Consider the following 17,530-nt stretch of genomic DNA (forward strand, 5'->3'; position numbering starts at 1 on the left):
TCACGCCATCTCGAGGAAGAGCCGATCCGGGTTCTCGAGGAACCCGATGATCTCGTAGGCGAACGCCGCCCCGATGTGGCCGTCGATGATGCGGTGGTCGAAGGACAAACTCACCAGCATCACGTCGCCGATCACGATCTGGCCGTCGCGCACCACCGGCTTCTGCTTCATCTGGTGGATGCCGAGGATCGCGACCTCGGGGAAGTTCAGGATCGGCGTCGCGAAGAGGCCGCCCTGCGCTCCGAGCGAGGTGATCGTGAACGTCGAGCCGCCGAGATCCTCCGCTCGGACCTTGCCGGCCTTCGTGTCGTCGCCGAGGCGCTGGATGTCCTTGGCGATGTCGAGGATGCTCTTCCGATCGGCGCGACGCACGACGGGCACCATGAGGCCCGCCTCGGTGGCGGACGCGATGCCGATGTCGTAGTAGCGGCGCTGCACGATCTCCTGCGTGGTCTCGTCGAAGGCGCTGTTCAGCGAGGGGTGCTTCTTCAGCGCGGCGACGACGGCCTTCACGAAGAACGGCAAGAACGTGAGTTTTACGTTTGCCTTGTCCGCCGCAGGCTTCAGGCGCGCGCGGAGCTCCTTCAGCGCCGTGACGTCGCACTCCTCGACGAACGTGAAGTGCGCCGCGGTGTGCTTCGAGCGAGCCATCTGGTCGAAGATCCGCTTGCGCACGCCGCGCAGCGGGGTCCGCTCCTCCAGCGATTCCTCGCCGGCCGGAGGCGGCGGGACACGCACGGGCGCGGGGGCCTTCGCCGTGATCGGCGCAGCCGCGGGATGCGGCTCGCCGGCCGCGATGGGCTTCGGCACGGGCGTCGTCGGGAGCGACTCCGGCACGTGCGAGGCCGCCGCCGTGTGCATCGCGAGAGGCGCCGTCGTGGGCGCCGCGCTCGCGCCGCGGACGTCGTCCTTCGTGACACGACCGCTCGCACCCGTCGGCGTGACGCGCCGAAGATCCACGCCGAGATCCCGCGCGAGCTTGCGCGTGGCCGGCGTGGCGAGAGGTTTGTCGTTGTAGTACGCCGCCACGGGCGCCGCCGTGATGCCGTTCGTCGTGTGCGAGGCGCCGAGCGGCATGAGATTCATGCCGGGCAGGTCCTCCTTGATGTCACCAACCGCGGTCGCGGCCGGTCCTTCGCTCTTCACGGCAGCCTTCGGCGTGCTCGCCGCCGTCGGCTCGGCCGCCACGGCGGGCGCGAGCGCGACCTGGGGCTTGTCGCCGTCGAGATCGAAGACGACGAGCACCGAGTGCACGGCGACGATCTGGCCCTCCTTGGCGCGCGTCTCCACGATCTTGCCGGACTTCGGCGCGGTGATCGTGACGGTCGCCTTGTCCGTCATCACCTCGACCATCGGCTGGTCTTCCTTGACGACGTCCCCGGGCGCGACGAGCCACTTGACGATCTCGCCTTCGGTGACGCCCTCGCCGATGTCGGGCAGCTTGAACTCGAAGCTTGCCATCTCAGTACCTCGCGGTCTCGATGATCGCCGGCAGGATGCGGTGGGAGAGCGGCAGGTACTCCATCTCGAGCGTGTACGGGAACGGCGTGTCGAACCCGGTCACGCGCTTCGGCGGCGCCTCGAGGTGGAGGAAGGCCTTCTCGTTGATGAGCGCGACGATCTCGCCGCCGAGCCCGCAGCTCTTCGGCGCCTCGTGCACCACGACCACGCGGCCCGTCTTCTTCACGGACGTGATGATCGTCTCGATGTCGAGCGGCCAGAGCGTGCGCAGGTCGATGATCTCGCAGTCGATGCCCTGCGCCGCAGCCTGGTTCGCCGCGTCGAGCGCCTCGTAGAGCATCGCGCCCCAGACGACGATCGTGACGTGCTGCCCCTTGCGCACGACGCTGGCCTTGCCGATCGGGACCGTGTGATCGCCCTCGGGGACCTCGCCCTTCGCCGCGCGGTAGATGCGCTTCGGCTCGAAGAAGAGGACCGGATCCGGGTCGCGGATCGACGCGAGGAGCAGGCCCTTCGCGTCCGCCGGGTTCGACGGACAAACCACCTTGAGGCCCGCGACGTGGATGAACTGCGCCTCGGGCGACTGCGAGTGGTAGTGGCCGCCGCGGATGCCGCCGCCGGTCGGCGTGCGGATCACGAGCTTGGCCGGATACTCGCCGCCCGAGCGATACCGGTACTTCGCCAGCTCGGAGACGATCTGGTCGTACGCGGGGAAGATGAAGTCGGAGAACTGGATCTCGGGGACGGGGACCAGGCCGTAGAGGGCCATGCCGATCGCCGTGCCGATGATGCCACCCTCGGACAGCGGGGTGTCGATCACGCGGTCGTCGCCGAACTCGTCGAAGAGCCCCTGCGTGACGCGGAAGACGCCGCCGACCTTCCCGACGTCCTCGCCGAGGACGACGACGCGGCTGTCGCGCCGCATCTCGTGGCGGAGGGCGTCGTTGATGGCCTGGACCATGTTCATCTGAGGCATCGTGCTATCTCTCCGTGACCTTCTCGAAAGGAGGCGGGTTTCCCCGAGGATCAGTGGCCATGCCCCTTGGCGCGGGGTCCACGCAGAAGCTCGTCCCGCTGCTCCTGGAGGTGCCAGGGCAGCTCGCCGAAGACGTCCTCGAACATCGACTCGAGCGCGGGCGGCGCCGTCTTCTCGGCGACCGCGATCGCAGCCTGGAGCTCGGCGTCGAGCTCGGTCTCGAGCTCCTTGTCCTGCGCGTCGGTCCAGCCCGTCGTGCGCTCGATGTACCGGCGCAGGCGCGGGATCGGATCGAGGCGACGCCAGGAATCGAGGCCGGCCTCGGGCCGGTACGCCTTGGGATCGTCGCTCGTCGAGTGGCCTTCGAGCCGGTAGGTCAGCGCCTCGATGATCGTCGGGCCTTCGCCCCGCGCGGCGCGTGCGACGGCGTCGCGTGTCACCTTGACGACGGCGAAGAGGTCGTTGCCGTCGCAACGAACGCCGGGGACGCCGTACGCGACGCCCTTCTGCGCGAACGTCTCGCTCGCGGTCTGGCGCTCGGTGGGCACGCTGATCGCCCAGCCGTTGTTGCGGCAGAAGAAGACCGTCGGCGCCTTGAAGACGCCCGCGAAGTTCATGCCGTTGTGGAACTCGTTCGAGCTCGTGGCGCCGTCGCCGAAGTACACGAGGACCGCCGCGTCCTCCTTGCGGATCTTCGCGGCCCAGGCGAACCCGACGGCCTGCGTGATCTGGGTGCCGATGGGCGAGCTGACCGAGCCGAACTTGCCGCTCTTCCACGTGTAGTGGTCCGGCATCTGGCGGCCCTTCACGGGGTCGTTCGTGTTGCCGAACATGTTGTCGACGTACCGCTGGAGCGGCATCCCGCGCCAGAGCGCCGCGGCGAACTCGCGGTAGCACGGGAAGATCCAGTCGTTCTGCCGCATGGCGAAGGCGCTGCCGAGGATGCTCGCCTCTTCGCCCTTGCAGCCGATGTGGAAGCCGATGCGCCCTTGCCGCTGGAGGCGAACGAGGCGCTCGTCGAGCAAGCGCGCGCGGACCATCGCGCGGTACAGGGTGAGCACCTCGTCGCTTCGAAGACCAGGATCGTTCGTTGGATCGAGGGTGCCGTCGTCGCGGAGAACACGCACGACGTCGGGCGCATGCGTGTCGAGCGGATGCCGCGCGACCGGGTGGGCGGAGCCTTCCATGCTGCCCCCCGAGGCAGTGGAGGCGAGGCTCGATGCGGGTTGGGTGGCAGTGCTCATGATGGCGCCCGGACCCTAGTCAAAGGGCGACAGAATGGCCAGGGGCCAAGCGCAGATCACGCCATTTTACAACACGCCGCGTCGTGAGCGTTGCATCTGCGAAAAGCCCGCAGAACGGCCGGCAATCATTGCGCGATTTCGTGCTGCACATGCAGCATGACGAGCACGCATGGGAAGAGGCGTGCGCGTCCACGCACAGTCCCCATGCGCCAAGCGTCAGACGGTCCCGAGGGACTCGCTGGCCTCGGCGATCGCAGCGTCGACCGCCGCCGAGCCGAGCGTGAAGCGCTGCGCAAGCCGCTCGAGCAAAGCGCGCTCACCGGCCCGCACGCCGCCCGACGCGCGCGCCATGATCGCCGCGATGCGCAGCACCTCGTGCTGGTGATCACGATGCGTGATCATCTGGGCGATGTGCGCGACGCGCTCCTCTTCACTCTCGCGCTGCTGCGTGGAGACGAGCTCGCCGAAGAGGGCCTCGATCTGCTCGGGCGAGACCTTGCCATCACAGCCGATGCCCACGATGACGCGCAGCACGGCGTCCTCGGTCGAGGTGAGCGGGCCGTCCGAGGCGGCCACGAGGTACGCGCTCTCGACCGTGCCCTCGAAGAGCGCAGCCGCCGCAGGATCGAAACCGGAAGGGGCCGTGGCCTCGTCCCCGAGGGGACGGCTCTGCGCGAGACGCGCGGCTTGCGCCAGGATCGAGTGCTGCACGCCGCGCGGGGCGTTCGGCCCGGGCCGTGCGATGCACTGCGTGACGCGATCGATGAACTTCTCGTCGGGGCTCATGCCGGGATCCCTTCTTCCCTCGACGCCCCTTTTCACACACTCCGGGCGAAACGCCAAGTGCGCTCGAAGGTCACCGCCGCACGAGCGACGCGGCAGGGACGAGGCCCGCAGACTCGGCCCGTGTCCCCAGCGGCACCTCGACACTCGAAGGAGCGCCGAGCTCGAGAGCGACGCGCCGAGCTTCCCGACGCGCGACGTCGAGCCGCGCATCGAGCTCGGCCTGCACGTCGCCGCCCTCGCCGCCCTTGCCCCGCAGGAGGCTGCGCAGGAAGACCTCGGCAGCGCGGTAGCTCGACCGGACGAGCGGGCCGGACGCGGCGTAGAGGAAGCCCATCGCGAGGGCTTCTTCCTCGTAGCGCGCGAACGTCTCCGGCGGGACGAACCGCAGGACCTCGTGATGCTTGGGCGTGGGCCGGAGGTACTGGCCGATCGTGACGACGTCGACGCCCACGCCGCGCAGATCCCGCAGGGTCTCGATGACCTCGTCGTCCGTCTCGCCGACGCCGACCATGATCGAGCTCTTCGTGAGTTGACCCTCGATCCCCTGCGCCCGCGCGCGCGCCTTGGCGCGCTCGAGCACGGCGAGGGACTGGTCGTAGCTCGAACGGACATCGCGCACGGTGCGCGTGAGGCGACGGATGGTCTCGACGTTGTGCGCGAAGACGTCGGGCCGGGCGTCGACGACGGTGTCGACGGCGGAGAGATGTCCGCTGAAATCGCCGACGAGCGTCTCGACGAGGATGTCGGGGCGGAGCGACTTCAAGCGCTGAACGGTGCGGCCGACGTGTTCGGCGCCGCCGTCGAGGAGGTCGTCGCGGTTGACCATGGTCATGACGACGTACTGGAGATCGAGCCGGGCGATCGCGCGCGCGACGTGCTCGGGCTCGCGGGTGTCGACGGCGCCGCGCGGGTTGCCGGTGGTGACGGCGCAGAAGCGGCAGCCGCGGGTGCAGACGTCGCCGAGGAGCATCACCGTCGCCGTGCCCTCACGCCAGCACTCACCGACGTTCGGGCAACGCGCCTCCTCGCAGACGGTGTGGAGGTCGAGCTCGCGGAAGGTCTGCTTGAGGTGATGGTACGTGTCGCCGCCAGGCGCGCGGACTTTCAACCAGGGAGGCTTGGGGGCGAAGCGGGAAGCGGCGGTCATGGTTTCCGTTCTGGAGCCGGCGGGAGGTGGGGGCAAGGGACGCGCGCGAGAGCGCGAGCGTGCAGTCATGCGGGGCTGCGTCGAACGCGGACGCGGCTCTTCGCAGCGCGCGGGGAGAGCGGAGCACGGGGAGCCTCGCCGAACACGTCGTCCAGGGTCTCTGCCGTGAGCAGCCGGACGCCCCAGCGGCTGAGCGTGGCCTCGTCGGCCTTGGCGATCCGCGCGCGAGCAGAAGCCGGCAGGGCGCCGAACCGCACGGTGAGCAGCCTCCGAAGCAGCCGCGCCTGCCCCTCCATGCGGCCCTCGACGCGGCCTTCGAGGCGCCCTTCCACACGGCCTTCCACGCGCCCCCGCTCTTCGATCTCGTCCAGCCAGGTCATGATCACCTCTCGCGCCTTCGACCCCGTCGCACTCTCCAGGATCTCTCCGACCTTCTCCGCGCTGATACGCTCGTGTGTGGCTGCAAGATACCGCAGCAACACGCCGAGTGCAGCAAAGCCGTCCCTTGCCAGAAGCACCTCGTCGAGCGCCTCGCCGATCCGCTCGATCTCCCGCTCGAACCGAGCATCGTCACCCGCCACGGACAGACACCAGAGGACGACCTGTCCGAGCGCCGTGAGCGCCTGCTCCACGAGATCCCCCGCGCGTCCACCGCCGAGGTCGATCAGCCGAAGCTCGAACCGCGGGACGAACGGCATGAGGACGGGACGAACCGCCTCGTCCATCACCACGAGATCCTGGAACGCGGTGGCCGCCGTCCAGCCCGCCTCGCTGTGATGGACGACGATGGGGATGATGGGCGGGAGCTCCTTCAGAGCCGGGTCGTCGCGGACGAGCTGCTCCCAGAGCCGAAACATGTAGACGCCCATGCGAAACACCATGAGCGGCTCGACGGCGCGCTGCTGCTCGACGAGGGCGTGGAAGTAGACGGTTTTCCCGCGGATGCGCGCGGAGAACACGAGATCGCCGTGGCGATGGCGGAGCGCGCGGTCGACGAAGCTGCCCTGTTCGAGGCGCAGGCTGCTCCAGTCGATCGCGGCCGAGAGCGCCTTCGGCAGCGCAGCGCGCAGCAAGCCGACGGCGTGCTCGCGCTGGGAAAACGCCCACTTGAAGAGCGCGTCGTGCGGCTGAGGAAGAGGAACCCGACGGCGCGGCTTGGGCATGGCCGGGACGTTTGTCCAGGGAGCCCGGGAAGAACAAGTTTTACGCGAGGGCTGTCATGGGGAAGGGGCCCGCGCTTTTCGGGAGACCGCGCGGCGCATTCATTGATCAAATGAACGCTGTTGCACTACAGGCGATTGAACTCATTGGGGACCTCCCAGCTGGCACGCGCGAATCCATCGTCATGCCCTACCTGCGAGTCCAATATGCCTGTTGGATCCTGGGGTGGGGATGGCTTGTGTGCGGAACTCCGTAGATCGCGAGTCGCTCGAGGGACCGGCATCCACGCACGCCGACGCTACCCACCCAACCGAAGCCTACTCCACTCCACACGTTCAGGTTATCGACGTACGTACCCCCTCCGTACCCGTCCCTCCCCGCCACGCCCCCGCCACGCTCCCCCACCGTCGCGCCTCCTCCCCCCAACGCCCCCGCCACGCTCCCCCACCGTCCCCCCTCCCCCGTCAGAACGCTGCTCCCACGGACAGCCACCGTGAATCTTTCCTCCCCCGCGGCGTTCTTCTCGCACCCCTGCACCAAGGAGGCACGTCGATGGGAAACCTCAAGGACATCTCCACCGCCCGGATGGTTCGTATCACCGAGGCATGGCTCGACCCCGCGCGTGATCGCCCCGCGATCGAAGCGCTCCCCTCGGGCACCACCCTCATCGGCAAGATCGAAGCCGCCCACGCGGGCCTGCTCTCCACCCAGAAGAAGGACCTCTCCACCTCGAAAGAGCTCTCCGCGCTCTCCGACAAACAAGCCGCCGCCGACAAGCGACACGACCGCAAGATCCGCGCGTCGTGGTTCGTGCTCACCGGCTTCGCCGAGGCCGCCGACGATCCCAAGGACGCCGAGGCCATCCTCGCGGCGCGCGACGAGCTCCTCCCGAGCGGCCTCAGCGCGACGAAGGAGAGTTATCACGACGAAGCCGGCGCCGTGGAGCTCACCGAGGCGCGTATCTCCGAAAAGACGCGTGCCCTCCTGAAGAGTTTGCCCGTGCCCGGCGGCAAGTTGTGGAACGTCGCCGAAGCCTGGTTCGAAGCAGGTCGCGAGCTCGGGCTCATGGAGGATCAGAAGGAAAAACTCACCGTCGCTGCCGGCGCCGCCGGCCCATCGAAGATGGACGCGCTCAAGGCGCGCAACTTCTGGATCAAGGTCGCGCGCCACGTCGAGACGACGCTCGAACTCGAGGGCGCGGACGAGGAGAGCGTGAGCACCATCCTGGGCCCCCTCCACGCAGCAGAGAAGGAGACCACGCGACGCGCGCCGTCAAGTGAGCTCTCTGGAAACGATGCGCCGGCGCAGCCAGCTGCGCCGGCGTAAAACCCCTACCCGCTCACCCCGCCCGCCTCCCCCGCCCGCGCAATCTCCCCCGCGGCAAACTCGCCCCGCTCCGTGAAGATCGCCGTGATCAGCTCGGCCGGCGTCACGTCGAACGCCGGATGCCGCGCGGGCACGCCTTCCGGCACGAGCACCGCGCCGCCCACCCGCACCACCTCGTCCCGGCTGCGCTCTTCCAGCGGGATGTGGTCGCCGTCCGGCGTCGCGAGGTCGACCGTGCTCCACGGCGCGGCCACGTAAAACGGGACGCCGTGATGCTTCGCCATGCAGGCGAGCCCGTACGTGCCGATCTTGTTCGCGATGTCCCCGTTCCGCGCGATGCGGTCCGCGCCCACCACGATCGCCGTGACCTCGCCGCGCCGCAGGAAATAACCCGCCATCGAGTCCGTGATCACCTCGACCGGGATGCCGTCCTGCGACAGCTCCCACGCCGTCAGCCGCGCGCCTTGCAGGTACGGCCGCGTCTCGTCCGCCAGCACCCGCACGCGCTTGCCCGACTCCGCCACCGCGCGGACCACGCCGAGCGCCGTGCCATACCCGCCCGTCGCCAGCGCGCCCGCGTTGCAGTGCGTGAGGATCGTCGCGCCGTCCGGGATCCGCGCCGCGCCGACCCGGCCCATCCGCCGGCACGCTTCGAGGTCCTCCACGTGGATGCGCCGCGCGAGCGCCGCGAGCTCCGCGACGCGCGTTTCGGCCGGGTCGTTCGCGTGCGCCTCCGCCGACACGAGCATGCGCGAGACCGCCCACGAGAGGTTCACCGCCGTCGGCCGCGCCGCCACCAGCATGCTCGCCGAGGCGCGCAGGCCGGCCACGTAGCGCTCGGCGACCGCCGGACGCAGCGCGCGCGCGGCGAGGACCATGCCGTACGCCGCCGCGATCCCGATCGCCGGCGCGCCGCGCACGACCATCGCGCGGATCGCCTCCGCGACCTCCTCGGCCGAGCGCAACGTCACGTAGACCTCGCGCGCCGGCAGATCCCGCTGGTCGAGCAGGAACACGCGATCGCAGCTCTCCGCGAGCTCGGCCGCCGAGTAGCCCGCGCCCGAGAGCGCCGGGGCTGGATACCAGGGCGGTGGCGCCACCGTGGTCATGAGTGCCCCCCCTGCCCGTTCTTGGGGCCCTCCGCGGCGCGGGCGAGCTCGAGCCGGCCTCGGATCTCTTCCGCCACCATGGCGAAATCCTCGGCGGCCTCGGCCTTCTTCCCCTCCAGGTAGGCCCGGAGGCCCTCGATGGCCGTGAGCGCGATGCTCGCGTTCACGCCCTTCTGCGAGAGGGCCTCGATCACGTCGCCGTTCTTCAGGAGATCCTCGAGATCGTCGAACACGCTCGCGATCTCCCGGCTCGGATCCACCCTGAAGGAGGAGCCCGCTCCGATCGTTCGGTCGTCGTCGTCGTCGCTCGAAGCCATGGCTTCACTTCTTCTTGTCGACGGTCTCGGTCGTCGTCGGGAGCGCCGAGAACGGGAAATGCGGCGGCTCATGGCCAGGCGCGCACTGGTACTTGGAGAAATCCGTGACGCCTTCGCTGCGCAAGAGCTCCTCGTCGATCCAGGCCTTGCCCGGGCGCGCCGAGGGCTCCTTCGTGATCAGCGCGAGCGTCGCGTCCGCGAGGATGTCGGACTTGCGCCAGAACTCCGGGCCGCCGAGGCCGAAGTTGATGGTCGCGTAGCTCTCGATCGCCGTCGCCGGCCAGAGCGCGTTCGCCGTGACGTTGTGCGCCTTCGCCTCCTCCGCGATCCCGAGCGCGATCATCGTCATGCCGAACTTCGAAACCGCGTAGGCCCCATGGTGCGCGATGCCGTTCACGTCCACCGGCGGCGACATCATCACGATGTGCCCCCACTTGCGCTCGATCATGTGCGGCAAGGCCGCGCGCGCGAGCGTGAACGAGGCGCGCACGTTGATGCCCATCACGAGGTCGAACTTCTTCACCGGCGTCCCGAGCACGTCCGCCCACCAGAGCGCGCCCGCGTTGTTCACGAGCACGTCGAGCCGGCCGAAATGCGCCGCGGCCTGCGCGACCGCCGCCTCGCACGCGTCCGCGTCACGCACGTCGAGCTTGATCGGCAGGGCACGGCGGCCGAGCGCCTCGACCTCCTTGGCCACGCTGTGGATCGTCCCCGGGAGCCGGGGATTCGCCTCGACCTCCGACTTCGCCGCGATGACGACGTCCGCGCCCTCCCGCGCACAAGCGAGCGCGACCGCCCGACCAATGCCCCGTGAGGCGCCCGTGATGAAGACAACCCTGTTCTCGAGCCGCATGGCGGGTTCCATACTGCACGCAGCCACCCTCCGCGACGGATTTCGTCGCCCGAAGGGAGCGCGCCGTCAGCGCCGCCCTTTGCTCCGCTTTCGCGTCCCTTGAACGATTCGAGCCGCGTCGCGGGCCGGTTTCTTGCTCGCCTCCAAGAGCCCCGCGATCCGCGCGGCCTCCGCGTTTTTCAGCCCTCCCCGGCGCAGCGCCGTGATGGCCTGCGATACGACCTCGCGCGTCTCCGGGCGCTTCGAGGCAGTCTTCGCTTCGACCCACGCGACGACCTCGGGGAAGCGCGCCGCGAACACCGCGACCTCGGTCGGCATCGCCTCGCGCAACGTGCGCAGGCCCTGCGATCGCTCCGCCGCGCGGGGCGATACGTCGGCGAGCGCGAACGCCTCGTCGAGCCGCGCGATCACCTCCTCCGGCCCGCGCAGCCGATCGAGGACCTCACGATCCGCGAGCGCTTCGAGCACCACGTGCGCGTGAAAGTAGCCGTCGGTCCACGTCGCGAGCTCGGGCAGCGTCTCCTCGCCCTTCGCGAGCAGCACCTCGCGCAGCGCGGAGACGATGCCCATGCGGACGAGGTGCCGCGGCTCGTCGGCGAGGTCGTGCAGCGTGCTCATGGCCCCGCGCGGATCGAGCCCGACGATGGCTCGCTGGGCGAGCGCGTGCGCCCCGACGATCACCGGATACTCGCCGGGAGATCCGAGCAGCGCGCGGACGAGCGCGTCCGCCTTGCCGCGACGCGACGCGATCGCGATGCCCACGGTGCGGGCGAAATCGAGGTTCGGGCGCGTGCCGGGCAGGTTCGAGTGTCGATCGAGCACGTCGATCAGGCCGCGCAGGGGTCCCCCCGCGAGGACCTGATCGAGGGCCGCGTCGAGCTTGCTGGGTTGTACTTCGGCCATTCTTCAGAATCCGATCGTGGCGCCCACCTCGGGCGTCAGCACGAACGTGACCACGGGCAACGTCACGTTCGCGCGCAGGCCGACGCTGATCGCGACCCGCTCGAGCGGCGCATACTGCAACCCGCCGCCGAGCGCGAGGAATCCCTGCCCCGCTTGCTTGTAGGCCTTGAGCGTCTGGACCCGCTGCTCGACGCGCGTGCCCTCGTACACCGGGTTGCCCGGCTTCGTGCAAGCGCTGTTCTGGTCGGCCGGGTTCTGCGCGCCGCAGGCCACGCCGTCCTCGAGCACCTGCACGCTGACAGGCGTGTCGATCTGCGCAAGCCCCGCCGCTGCGAAGACGAACGGGCGCGCGCCGAGGCCGGCGAACGGGGTCTTGCCGATGAAGTAGCTGCCGCGCAGCTCCGCGTGCACCGGCAAGAAGCTCGCGTCCTCGGCGCTCGACGTGCGGAACGCGAAGCCGATGCGGACGCCCGCCAGGATGTTGTCGAGGAACAACCGATCGTAGCCGGCCATGACGCGGATCGTGGAGAGCGCGAGGCCCGCGGACACGTCGTTCGCGACGCCCGGCGTGGGCGCGCCGAGGTAGCGGCTGCCGTCCTCGCGCACGCACACGAAGTGATCCCGCTCCTGCACGTCGACCGCGCAGACGTCCTTGCCCGAGAAAATCGAGATGTCCGGCCCGATCGTGAGCGAGACCCAGTTCTTCCGCGGGCCCGTGTCCTTCGGCTCCTCCTCGAAGGCGTCCGGCTTCTTCGCGCACTCGCCGGAGACGCACGAATACCCCGCGTTGCACTGGTTGTCGTCGAGGCACTGCTTCGGCCCCGACTCGACCTTCACGCAGAGCTCGGGCGGCGCGAAGCCGGGCCAGCTCGGCGGATCGCCCTCGATGCGCGCCTTGATCGCCGTGCTCAAAGGCTGCGCGCGCGAGCCCGCGCCCGTCACGATCGCGCCCTCCGCGTCGGTGACCGTGATGTAATAGTCGAGCTTGCCTTGCTTCGTGACGTCGGTGCACGGCACGTTGATGCCGAAGCCGAACTCGCCGACCTTCTTCATCACGAGCGTCTTCCAGTCGCTCGCGCCCGGGGCGAGGTAGGTGACCGTGACCTTCTTCGCGTCCTTTTGCAGCTCCGGCGCGAGCCGCACATAGAGCGGGAGCGGCGTGTCGACGCGCTGCTCGGTCGGCGCCGCGTGCGTCATGCCCTGCCCCGAAGGCGCGGGCTGTCCCCCCGCCGAAGGCCCGGGCGCGCCGTCGAGCTTGAGCTGCTTGCGCGCCTGCTCGTAGGCGTACTTCACCTCGCCCGAGCTCATGTCCTCGTCGGGCTTCGCCGCCTTGTCGAGGGTCAGCGCCTCGACGAACACCTCACGCGCGTCCTCGAGCTGCTTCTTGCCGCCCGCGAGCACGACGCCGAGCGCCACGAGGGCCCGCGCCTTCACGCTCGGCGTGCATTTGTCCGCGCCGCACGCATCGATCGCGGTCCGGAGTCGCTTTTCAGCCTGGTCGAACTTCGTCTCCAGGTAGTCGACATCCATCGCCTGCGTGATGGCCTTCTCGGCCTGCGCGTCCTTCGGCGCCGCCGCATGCGCGGGCAAGGCGCAAAAGAGCGGAGAGCCGAACGCGAGCGCAAGCAAAGCGCGGTGTACGAGACCCAAAGGACGCATCGGGCGAACTCTACCTTAACGGCGCGGGGAGCCGGAAGAACTCGGACCCCACTGCACCACAGGTTGTCCACAGGGCTGTGGAAAAGGTGAGGATGAAGGCTCGGACAGCCGGGTCGCTCGGGCGGATCTCCCGCGCGACTGCCGCGCCGGCCGTCGCCGTAGTAACAGGAGGGGCGTGGACGTTCTCGACAAGCGCGGGGGGATCCCGCTGGTCTCGCGCGCCGCCCGCGGCGATACGCTCCTCGGCTCGCACGACGCAGGCTCGCTCGCCGAGCGCCTCGTCGCCGCCGGCGGAGCGCCCTCGGCCGCGCGCTCGGCCGCCGCCCGGATCGTCCGGCACGCGTTCTTCCGCGACGTCGCGGAGGTGCCCTGGGGCCCCGCGGTCTTCGCAGGCCTCGGCATCGGCGCCTGGGCCCACGAGGCGCTCGCCGCGCTCGATCCCGCGCCCGCGCTCGCGCTGCACGAGCGCGCGCCGGCCGAGGACGGCACGATCCGGCTTCTCTTTCGCGCCCGGGACGGCGCCCTCGTCGAGTCCGTTCTCATCCCCGGCCCCGGTCGCACCACGCTCTGCATCTCGAGCCAGGTCGGCTGCGCGCGCGCCTGCGCCTTCTGCGAGACGGGGCGGCTCGGGCTCGAACGGCAGCTCGCCGCGGGCGAGATCATCGATCAGGTCCGGCTCGCCCGCGCGCTCTGGAACGAGGCCGGCGGCGCGCCACCGCTCTCGAACCTCGTGTTCATGGGCATGGGCGAGCCCTTCGACAACCTGCCCGAGGTGCTGCGCGCCCTGCGCCTGCTCACCGACGATCGCGCGTTCGCCTTCGCGCCCTCGCGCGTCACGGTGAGCACCGTCGGCGTCGCCGACAAACTACCCGCGTTCTTCGCGGGCAGCCGCGCCGAGCTCGCCGTGAGCCTCAACGCGCCGGACGACGAGCGCCGCCGCGCGATCATGCCCATCAACGCGCGCTTCCCGCTCGCGGCGCTGCGCGACGCGATCCTCGCCGCGCTCCCGCACGGCCGCCGCGTGCTCTTCGAGTACGTGCTCTTCGACCGATGGAACGACGCGCCCGAGGACGCCGATCTGCTCGCGGCCTACGTCCGCGGGATCCGCTGCCGCGTGAACGTGATCCCGTGCAACCCGGGCCCCGATCCGGCGCTCCGACCGCCCGCGCCCGAGCGGCTCGACGCCTTCGTCGCGCGGCTGTCGTCGCACGGCGTGACGACGCTCGTCCGCAGGCCCCGCGGTCGCGACGTGGGCGGCGCGTGTGGCCAGCTCGCGGGCGCGCGTCGCGCCGAGCGCGAACGAAGCGGCGTGACCGAAGGCGCCTGACGCGCGAAGCACCGGCACGGAGGAATCCTCATCACACGCCCCTGCGAGCGCGTTTTTTTCACTCGCGACGCCCGAGCAGCCGGCCTACAAGGGAAAGGGGCCGGCATATGTTCATGCCGGGCGGGCAGCGCTTCATGAGCACACCTTCGTCGCCTGACAGATCCGGCGAAGCCCTCAGCGACACGTCATCGATCGACGAGCTCGGCCACGTCGTCGACGTGACCCTCACGCGCGTCGTGAGCACGCCCGAGCCAGGCTTCTTGGTGGGCGACACCTACCGCGTCGAGCGAGAGCTCGGCCGCGGTGGCATGGGCGTCGTCTATCGCGCGCGCGATATCTGGCTCGATCGCACGGTCGCCCTGAAGCTCATCGCGCCGACGTGGGGCGACGCGCTCGCGGAGCAGAAGCTCCAGCAGGAAGCGAAGGCGCTCGCGACGCTGCGCGATCAGCACGTCGTGCAGGTGTACGCGTTCGGCCGCCACGGCAGCTCGTACTTCTTCGCGATGGAGTACGTCGAGGGCCGCTCGCTCCAAGCGATCCTCGACGACTACCGGGAGCGCCAGAGCCTCCTGCCGCAGCACCGCGCGCTCACCATCCTGAGCCGCATCGCCGACGGGCTCGACGCCGCGCACGCCCGGGGCATCGTCCATCGCGACGTCAAGCCCGGCAACATCGTCATCGAGGAGGACACCGGCAGGCCCGTGCTCATCGATTTCGGGATCGCGCAGCAGTCGTCGGATCCCGATCCCGAGACGATCGAGGGCACGCCGATCTACATGGCGCCCGAGCAAGCAGGGCTCGGCGCGGACGGGATCCCGGGAGGCCCGTGGAGCGACATTTACGCGCTCGGCTGCGTGGCGTTCGAGCTGCTCACGGGGCGCGCGCCGTACCTCGAGCGCGACGTCGTGCGGCTGCTCTACGCCCACCGCAGCGCGCCCGTGCCCCTCGCCTCGTCGGTGCGCCCCGAGCTCGCTCCCTTCGACGCCGTGCTCTCGCGCGTGCTCGCCAAGAACCCCGCCGATCGGTACCCGAGCTGCGTGACGTTCGCGCGCGACCTCGTCCGCGCCGGCTCGCCCAAGGCCGCCCCGACGCCGTCGAGCGAGCTTCCGCCGCCGAGCACCCGGATGCCCGGCGAGAACCCCGTGAGGCCGCTCCGCGTGCTCGCGGTCGACGACGATCCGGCCTTCGCCAAGTTCGCCGCCAAGGCCGCCGAGCTCGCCTTGAAGGGCCGCTCGGTGCGCATCCACGTCGCGCGCTCGGGCCAGGCCGCGCTCGACGCCGCGCGCGACGAGCCGCCCGATCTCGTGCTGCTCGACCTCGACATGCCCGACCTCGACGGCGTGGACACGCTCTCGCACCTGCGCGCCTTGCCCCGCGGCGACCACGCGCGCGTCGTCGTCCTCAGCGGCCGCGTCGGCCCGCAGGAGCGCTGGAAGTTCGCGGTCCTCGGCGTGCGCGAGTTCGTGGCGAAGCCGATCGATCTGCGCCGCCTCGTCGACACGATCGACGGCATCGTCGAGCGCGCCGGCTGGGGCGCCGCGCCTCCCCCGTGACTACGCCCCGAGCTCGGCGACCGCGCGATCACACGCCGCGCGGGCGCCCGCGAGCGCGCGCTCGATCTCGGGCCATGCTTGCTCCGCGGGGAGCCACTCGCCCTGGATGCCGAGCAACGCATCCTCGATGAGGCCGGCGGCGTCGCTGATCTCCTGAAACCGGTACGAACCCGCGGTCCCGCGCAGCGCGTGCGCCCTCGACACCGCGGCGCGCATCGCGTCTTTCCGGCTCTCCTGCTTCGCCGCGGACACGACGTCGGCGAGCTGCTGCAAGAGGTCCGGCAGCTCCGTCAGGTACTCCCTGCGTAACTCCAGGAGCGCCGCTCGGATCTCGTCGTCCTTCGTATGCGCCATCGGGTGCGTCGATGATAGGCGGAGCGCGCGGGGCAAGCCCCGAGATTTCGACGCGCTCGCGCTCGTTCCTCCGTCACGCGCCTTCGTGCAGCAGCTCGAACCAGAACGTGCTGCCTTGCCCGAGCTTCGACGCGACGCCGATCGTGCCGCCGTGCTGCTCGACGATCGCCTTCGAGATCGCGAGCCCGAGGCCCGTGCCGCCCATCTTGCGCCGGCGATCGCCGTCGAGCTGCTCGAACCGGTTGAAGAGCCGCGCGAGGTCCGCCTCCGCGATCCCGGGTCCACGGTCGCGCACCTCGAAGCGCACGCGTCCGGCCGACGTCGCCTCCACGCAGAGCTCGATCCGCTCCTCGGGCGGCGAGAATTTGAGGGCATTCGACATCAGGTTCGTGAGCACCTGAGCGATCCGGTCCTCATCCACCACGAGGCCCACCTCGCCTCGCACGTCCGCCCAGAGCTCGACCTTCGCCTCGGCTGCCACGGGCGCGAGGCTGTCGACGAGGCTCGACACCAGCCGCCGCACGTCGACGTGCTTCGGAGAGAGATCGAGCTTGCCCGCTTCGATCTTCTCCAGGTCGAGGATGTCGTTGATGATCCGCATGAGCCGATCGGTGTTGGTGCGGGCGATGGTCACGACCTCCATCGCCTCGGCGGGCAGCTCGCCGAGCACGCCGCCTTCGAGGAGCCCGAGCGCCCCGCGGATCGAGGTGAGCGGCGTCCGCAGCTCGTGCGAGACCGTCGAGACGAACTCGTCCTTGAGGCGCTCGATGGCCTTGCGTTGCTCGATGACCGCGTGGGCCTCGCGCGCCCGCGCCACGAGCTCGCCGTTGAGATTCGCCAGCCGCCCGTTCGCGCGGCGGAGATCGATCTGCGCGGCCACCTGGCGCGCGAGCGCCGAGAGCGCGCTTCGTTGCGCCTCGTCGAGCTGACGTGGGCCGTGATCGATGACGCAGAGCGTCCCGAGGTTGTGTCCGTCCGCGGTCGCGAGCGGCGCGCCCGCGTAAAACCGCACGTGCGGCCCGCCGGTCACGAGCGGGTTGTCGACGAACCTCTCGTCTTCGAATGCGTCCGGAACGAGGAAGAGCTCCTGGCCGAGGATCGCGTGCGCGCAGAAGGCCACCTCGCGCGGCGTCTCGCTCGCGTCGAGCCCGACCTTCGCCTTGAACCACTGGCGCTCGCGATCGACGAGCGAGACGAGCGCGATCGGCGTACGGCAGATCGAGGCCGCGAGGCGCGTGAGATCGTCAAACGCGGGTTCGGGGGGCGTGTCGAGGATCGCCGCGTCGCTGAGCGCCGCGAGCCGCTCGATCTCGTTGCTCGGGAGAGGTGCTGCTTTCATGAAGATGCTCCCCAC

Annotated in this window: 16 protein-coding genes; 3 read left to right on the forward strand and 13 right to left on the reverse strand. The window is 70.1% G+C overall.

Annotated elements, in window-relative coordinates:
* From QHF85_RS10270 to QHF85_RS10295, 6 genes are all read right to left on the reverse strand, one after another.
* Positions 1–1,461 carry a dihydrolipoamide acetyltransferase family protein gene (locus tag QHF85_RS10270; protein WP_281326933.1) on the reverse strand — a complete coding sequence of 487 codons (1,461 nt, stop codon included), beginning with the start codon at positions 1,459–1,461 and terminating at the stop codon, positions 1–3.
* Position 1,462: 1 nt separating this feature from the next.
* Positions 1,463–2,437, reverse strand: coding sequence for an alpha-ketoacid dehydrogenase subunit beta (locus QHF85_RS10275; RefSeq protein ID WP_281326934.1), 975 nt, complete (start codon positions 2,435–2,437; stop codon positions 1,463–1,465).
* 50 nt (positions 2,438–2,487) lie between these two features.
* On the reverse strand, positions 2,488–3,681 hold the full coding sequence (locus tag QHF85_RS10280; RefSeq protein ID WP_281326935.1) for a thiamine pyrophosphate-dependent dehydrogenase E1 component subunit alpha: 1,194 nt from the start codon (positions 3,679–3,681) through the stop codon (positions 2,488–2,490).
* 216 nt (positions 3,682–3,897) lie between these two features.
* A complete protein-coding gene (locus QHF85_RS10285; RefSeq protein ID WP_281326936.1) occupies positions 3,898–4,467 on the reverse strand; it encodes a hypothetical protein in 570 nt (189 codons plus the stop codon).
* 70 nt (positions 4,468–4,537) lie between these two features.
* Positions 4,538–5,614, reverse strand: a complete 1,077-nt coding sequence (gene lipA, locus QHF85_RS10290; protein WP_281326937.1) for a lipoyl synthase — start codon at positions 5,612–5,614, stop codon at positions 4,538–4,540.
* A 65-nt stretch (positions 5,615–5,679) separates the two neighbouring features.
* Complete coding sequence (locus QHF85_RS10295) at positions 5,680–6,777, reverse strand: Rpn family recombination-promoting nuclease/putative transposase (protein ID WP_281326938.1); 1,098 nt, start codon at positions 6,775–6,777, stop codon at positions 5,680–5,682.
* Positions 6,778–7,327: 550 nt separating this feature from the next.
* On the opposite strand from QHF85_RS10295, the gene QHF85_RS10300 reads away from it, so the two are divergent.
* A complete protein-coding gene (locus tag QHF85_RS10300; RefSeq protein ID WP_281326939.1) occupies positions 7,328–8,101 on the forward strand; it encodes a hypothetical protein in 774 nt (257 codons plus the stop codon).
* A 5-nt stretch (positions 8,102–8,106) separates the two neighbouring features.
* Here QHF85_RS10300 and mtnA read toward each other — a convergent pair whose 3' ends face one another.
* The 5 genes from mtnA to QHF85_RS10325 all read right to left on the reverse strand — a co-directional run bounded on the left by mtnA (position 8,107) and on the right by QHF85_RS10325 (position 12,942).
* Positions 8,107–9,210 carry an S-methyl-5-thioribose-1-phosphate isomerase gene (gene mtnA, locus QHF85_RS10305; RefSeq protein ID WP_281326940.1) on the reverse strand — a complete coding sequence of 368 codons (1,104 nt, stop codon included), beginning with the start codon at positions 9,208–9,210 and terminating at the stop codon, positions 8,107–8,109.
* Positions 9,207–9,527, reverse strand: coding sequence for a hypothetical protein (locus tag QHF85_RS10310; protein ID WP_281326941.1), 321 nt, complete (start codon positions 9,525–9,527; stop codon positions 9,207–9,209). Before QHF85_RS10310 ends, mtnA begins: the two co-directional genes overlap by 4 nt.
* A gap of 4 nt (positions 9,528–9,531) precedes the next feature.
* Positions 9,532–10,380 carry an SDR family oxidoreductase gene (locus QHF85_RS10315; protein WP_272424932.1) on the reverse strand — a complete coding sequence of 283 codons (849 nt, stop codon included), beginning with the start codon at positions 10,378–10,380 and terminating at the stop codon, positions 9,532–9,534.
* Between the two features lie 66 nt (positions 10,381–10,446).
* Complete coding sequence (locus QHF85_RS10320) at positions 10,447–11,283, reverse strand: hypothetical protein (protein ID WP_281326942.1); 837 nt, start codon at positions 11,281–11,283, stop codon at positions 10,447–10,449.
* A 3-nt stretch (positions 11,284–11,286) separates the two neighbouring features.
* On the reverse strand, positions 11,287–12,942 hold the full coding sequence (locus QHF85_RS10325) for a hypothetical protein (RefSeq protein ID WP_281326943.1): 1,656 nt from the start codon (positions 12,940–12,942) through the stop codon (positions 11,287–11,289).
* 175 nt (positions 12,943–13,117) lie between these two features.
* Between QHF85_RS10325 and rlmN the strand changes: the two genes are divergently transcribed.
* Positions 13,118–14,269, forward strand: a complete 1,152-nt coding sequence (gene rlmN / locus QHF85_RS10330; protein ID WP_281326944.1) for a 23S rRNA (adenine(2503)-C(2))-methyltransferase RlmN — start codon at positions 13,118–13,120, stop codon at positions 14,267–14,269.
* Between the two features lie 134 nt (positions 14,270–14,403).
* Positions 14,404–15,822: a protein kinase gene (locus QHF85_RS10335; protein WP_281326945.1), complete on the forward strand. Its 1,419-nt coding sequence runs from the start codon at positions 14,404–14,406 to the stop codon at positions 15,820–15,822.
* Here QHF85_RS10335 and QHF85_RS10340 read toward each other — a convergent pair whose 3' ends face one another.
* Positions 15,823–16,176, reverse strand: a complete 354-nt coding sequence (locus tag QHF85_RS10340) for an Hpt domain-containing protein (RefSeq protein ID WP_281326946.1) — start codon at positions 16,174–16,176, stop codon at positions 15,823–15,825.
* Positions 16,177–16,249: 73 nt separating this feature from the next.
* Entirely contained in the window at positions 16,250–17,515 is a 1,266-nt protein-coding gene (locus QHF85_RS10345; RefSeq protein WP_281326947.1) for an ATP-binding protein, read from the reverse strand.
* Between the last annotated feature and the right edge of the window lie 15 nt (positions 17,516–17,530).

It is taken from the genome of Polyangium sp. 6x1, from assembly GCF_029946515.1.
Lineage (GTDB): Bacteria > Myxococcota_A > Polyangia > Polyangiales > Polyangiaceae > Polyangium.

What these genes read in the sequence shown, in the direction of transcription:
- mtnA (WP_281326940.1), bottom strand. Translation starts at nt 9,210, where the DNA reads ATGACCACGGTGGCGCCACCGCCCTGGTATCCAGCCCCGGCGCTCTCG.
- QHF85_RS10335 (WP_281326945.1), top strand. Translation starts at nt 14,404, where the DNA reads ATGAGCACACCTTCGTCGCCTGACAGATCCGGCGAAGCCCTCAGCGAC.
- lipA (WP_281326937.1), bottom strand. Translation starts at nt 5,614, where the DNA reads ATGACCGCCGCTTCCCGCTTCGCCCCCAAGCCTCCCTGGTTGAAAGTC.
- QHF85_RS10280 (WP_281326935.1), bottom strand. Translation starts at nt 3,681, where the DNA reads ATGAGCACTGCCACCCAACCCGCATCGAGCCTCGCCTCCACTGCCTCG.
- QHF85_RS10315 (WP_272424932.1), bottom strand. Translation starts at nt 10,380, where the DNA reads ATGCGGCTCGAGAACAGGGTTGTCTTCATCACGGGCGCCTCACGGGGC.
- QHF85_RS10345 (WP_281326947.1), bottom strand. Translation starts at nt 17,515, where the DNA reads ATGAAAGCAGCACCTCTCCCGAGCAACGAGATCGAGCGGCTCGCGGCG.
- QHF85_RS10340 (WP_281326946.1), bottom strand. Translation starts at nt 16,176, where the DNA reads ATGGCGCATACGAAGGACGACGAGATCCGAGCGGCGCTCCTGGAGTTA.
- QHF85_RS10285 (WP_281326936.1), bottom strand. Translation starts at nt 4,467, where the DNA reads ATGAGCCCCGACGAGAAGTTCATCGATCGCGTCACGCAGTGCATCGCA.
- QHF85_RS10270 (WP_281326933.1), bottom strand. Translation starts at nt 1,461, where the DNA reads ATGGCAAGCTTCGAGTTCAAGCTGCCCGACATCGGCGAGGGCGTCACC.
- QHF85_RS10295 (WP_281326938.1), bottom strand. Translation starts at nt 6,777, where the DNA reads ATGCCCAAGCCGCGCCGTCGGGTTCCTCTTCCTCAGCCGCACGACGCG.
- QHF85_RS10310 (WP_281326941.1), bottom strand. Translation starts at nt 9,527, where the DNA reads ATGGCTTCGAGCGACGACGACGACGACCGAACGATCGGAGCGGGCTCC.
- QHF85_RS10275 (WP_281326934.1), bottom strand. Translation starts at nt 2,437, where the DNA reads ATGCCTCAGATGAACATGGTCCAGGCCATCAACGACGCCCTCCGCCAC.
- QHF85_RS10300 (WP_281326939.1), top strand. Translation starts at nt 7,328, where the DNA reads ATGGGAAACCTCAAGGACATCTCCACCGCCCGGATGGTTCGTATCACC.
- QHF85_RS10325 (WP_281326943.1), bottom strand. Translation starts at nt 12,942, where the DNA reads ATGCGTCCTTTGGGTCTCGTACACCGCGCTTTGCTTGCGCTCGCGTTC.
- QHF85_RS10320 (WP_281326942.1), bottom strand. Translation starts at nt 11,283, where the DNA reads ATGGCCGAAGTACAACCCAGCAAGCTCGACGCGGCCCTCGATCAGGTC.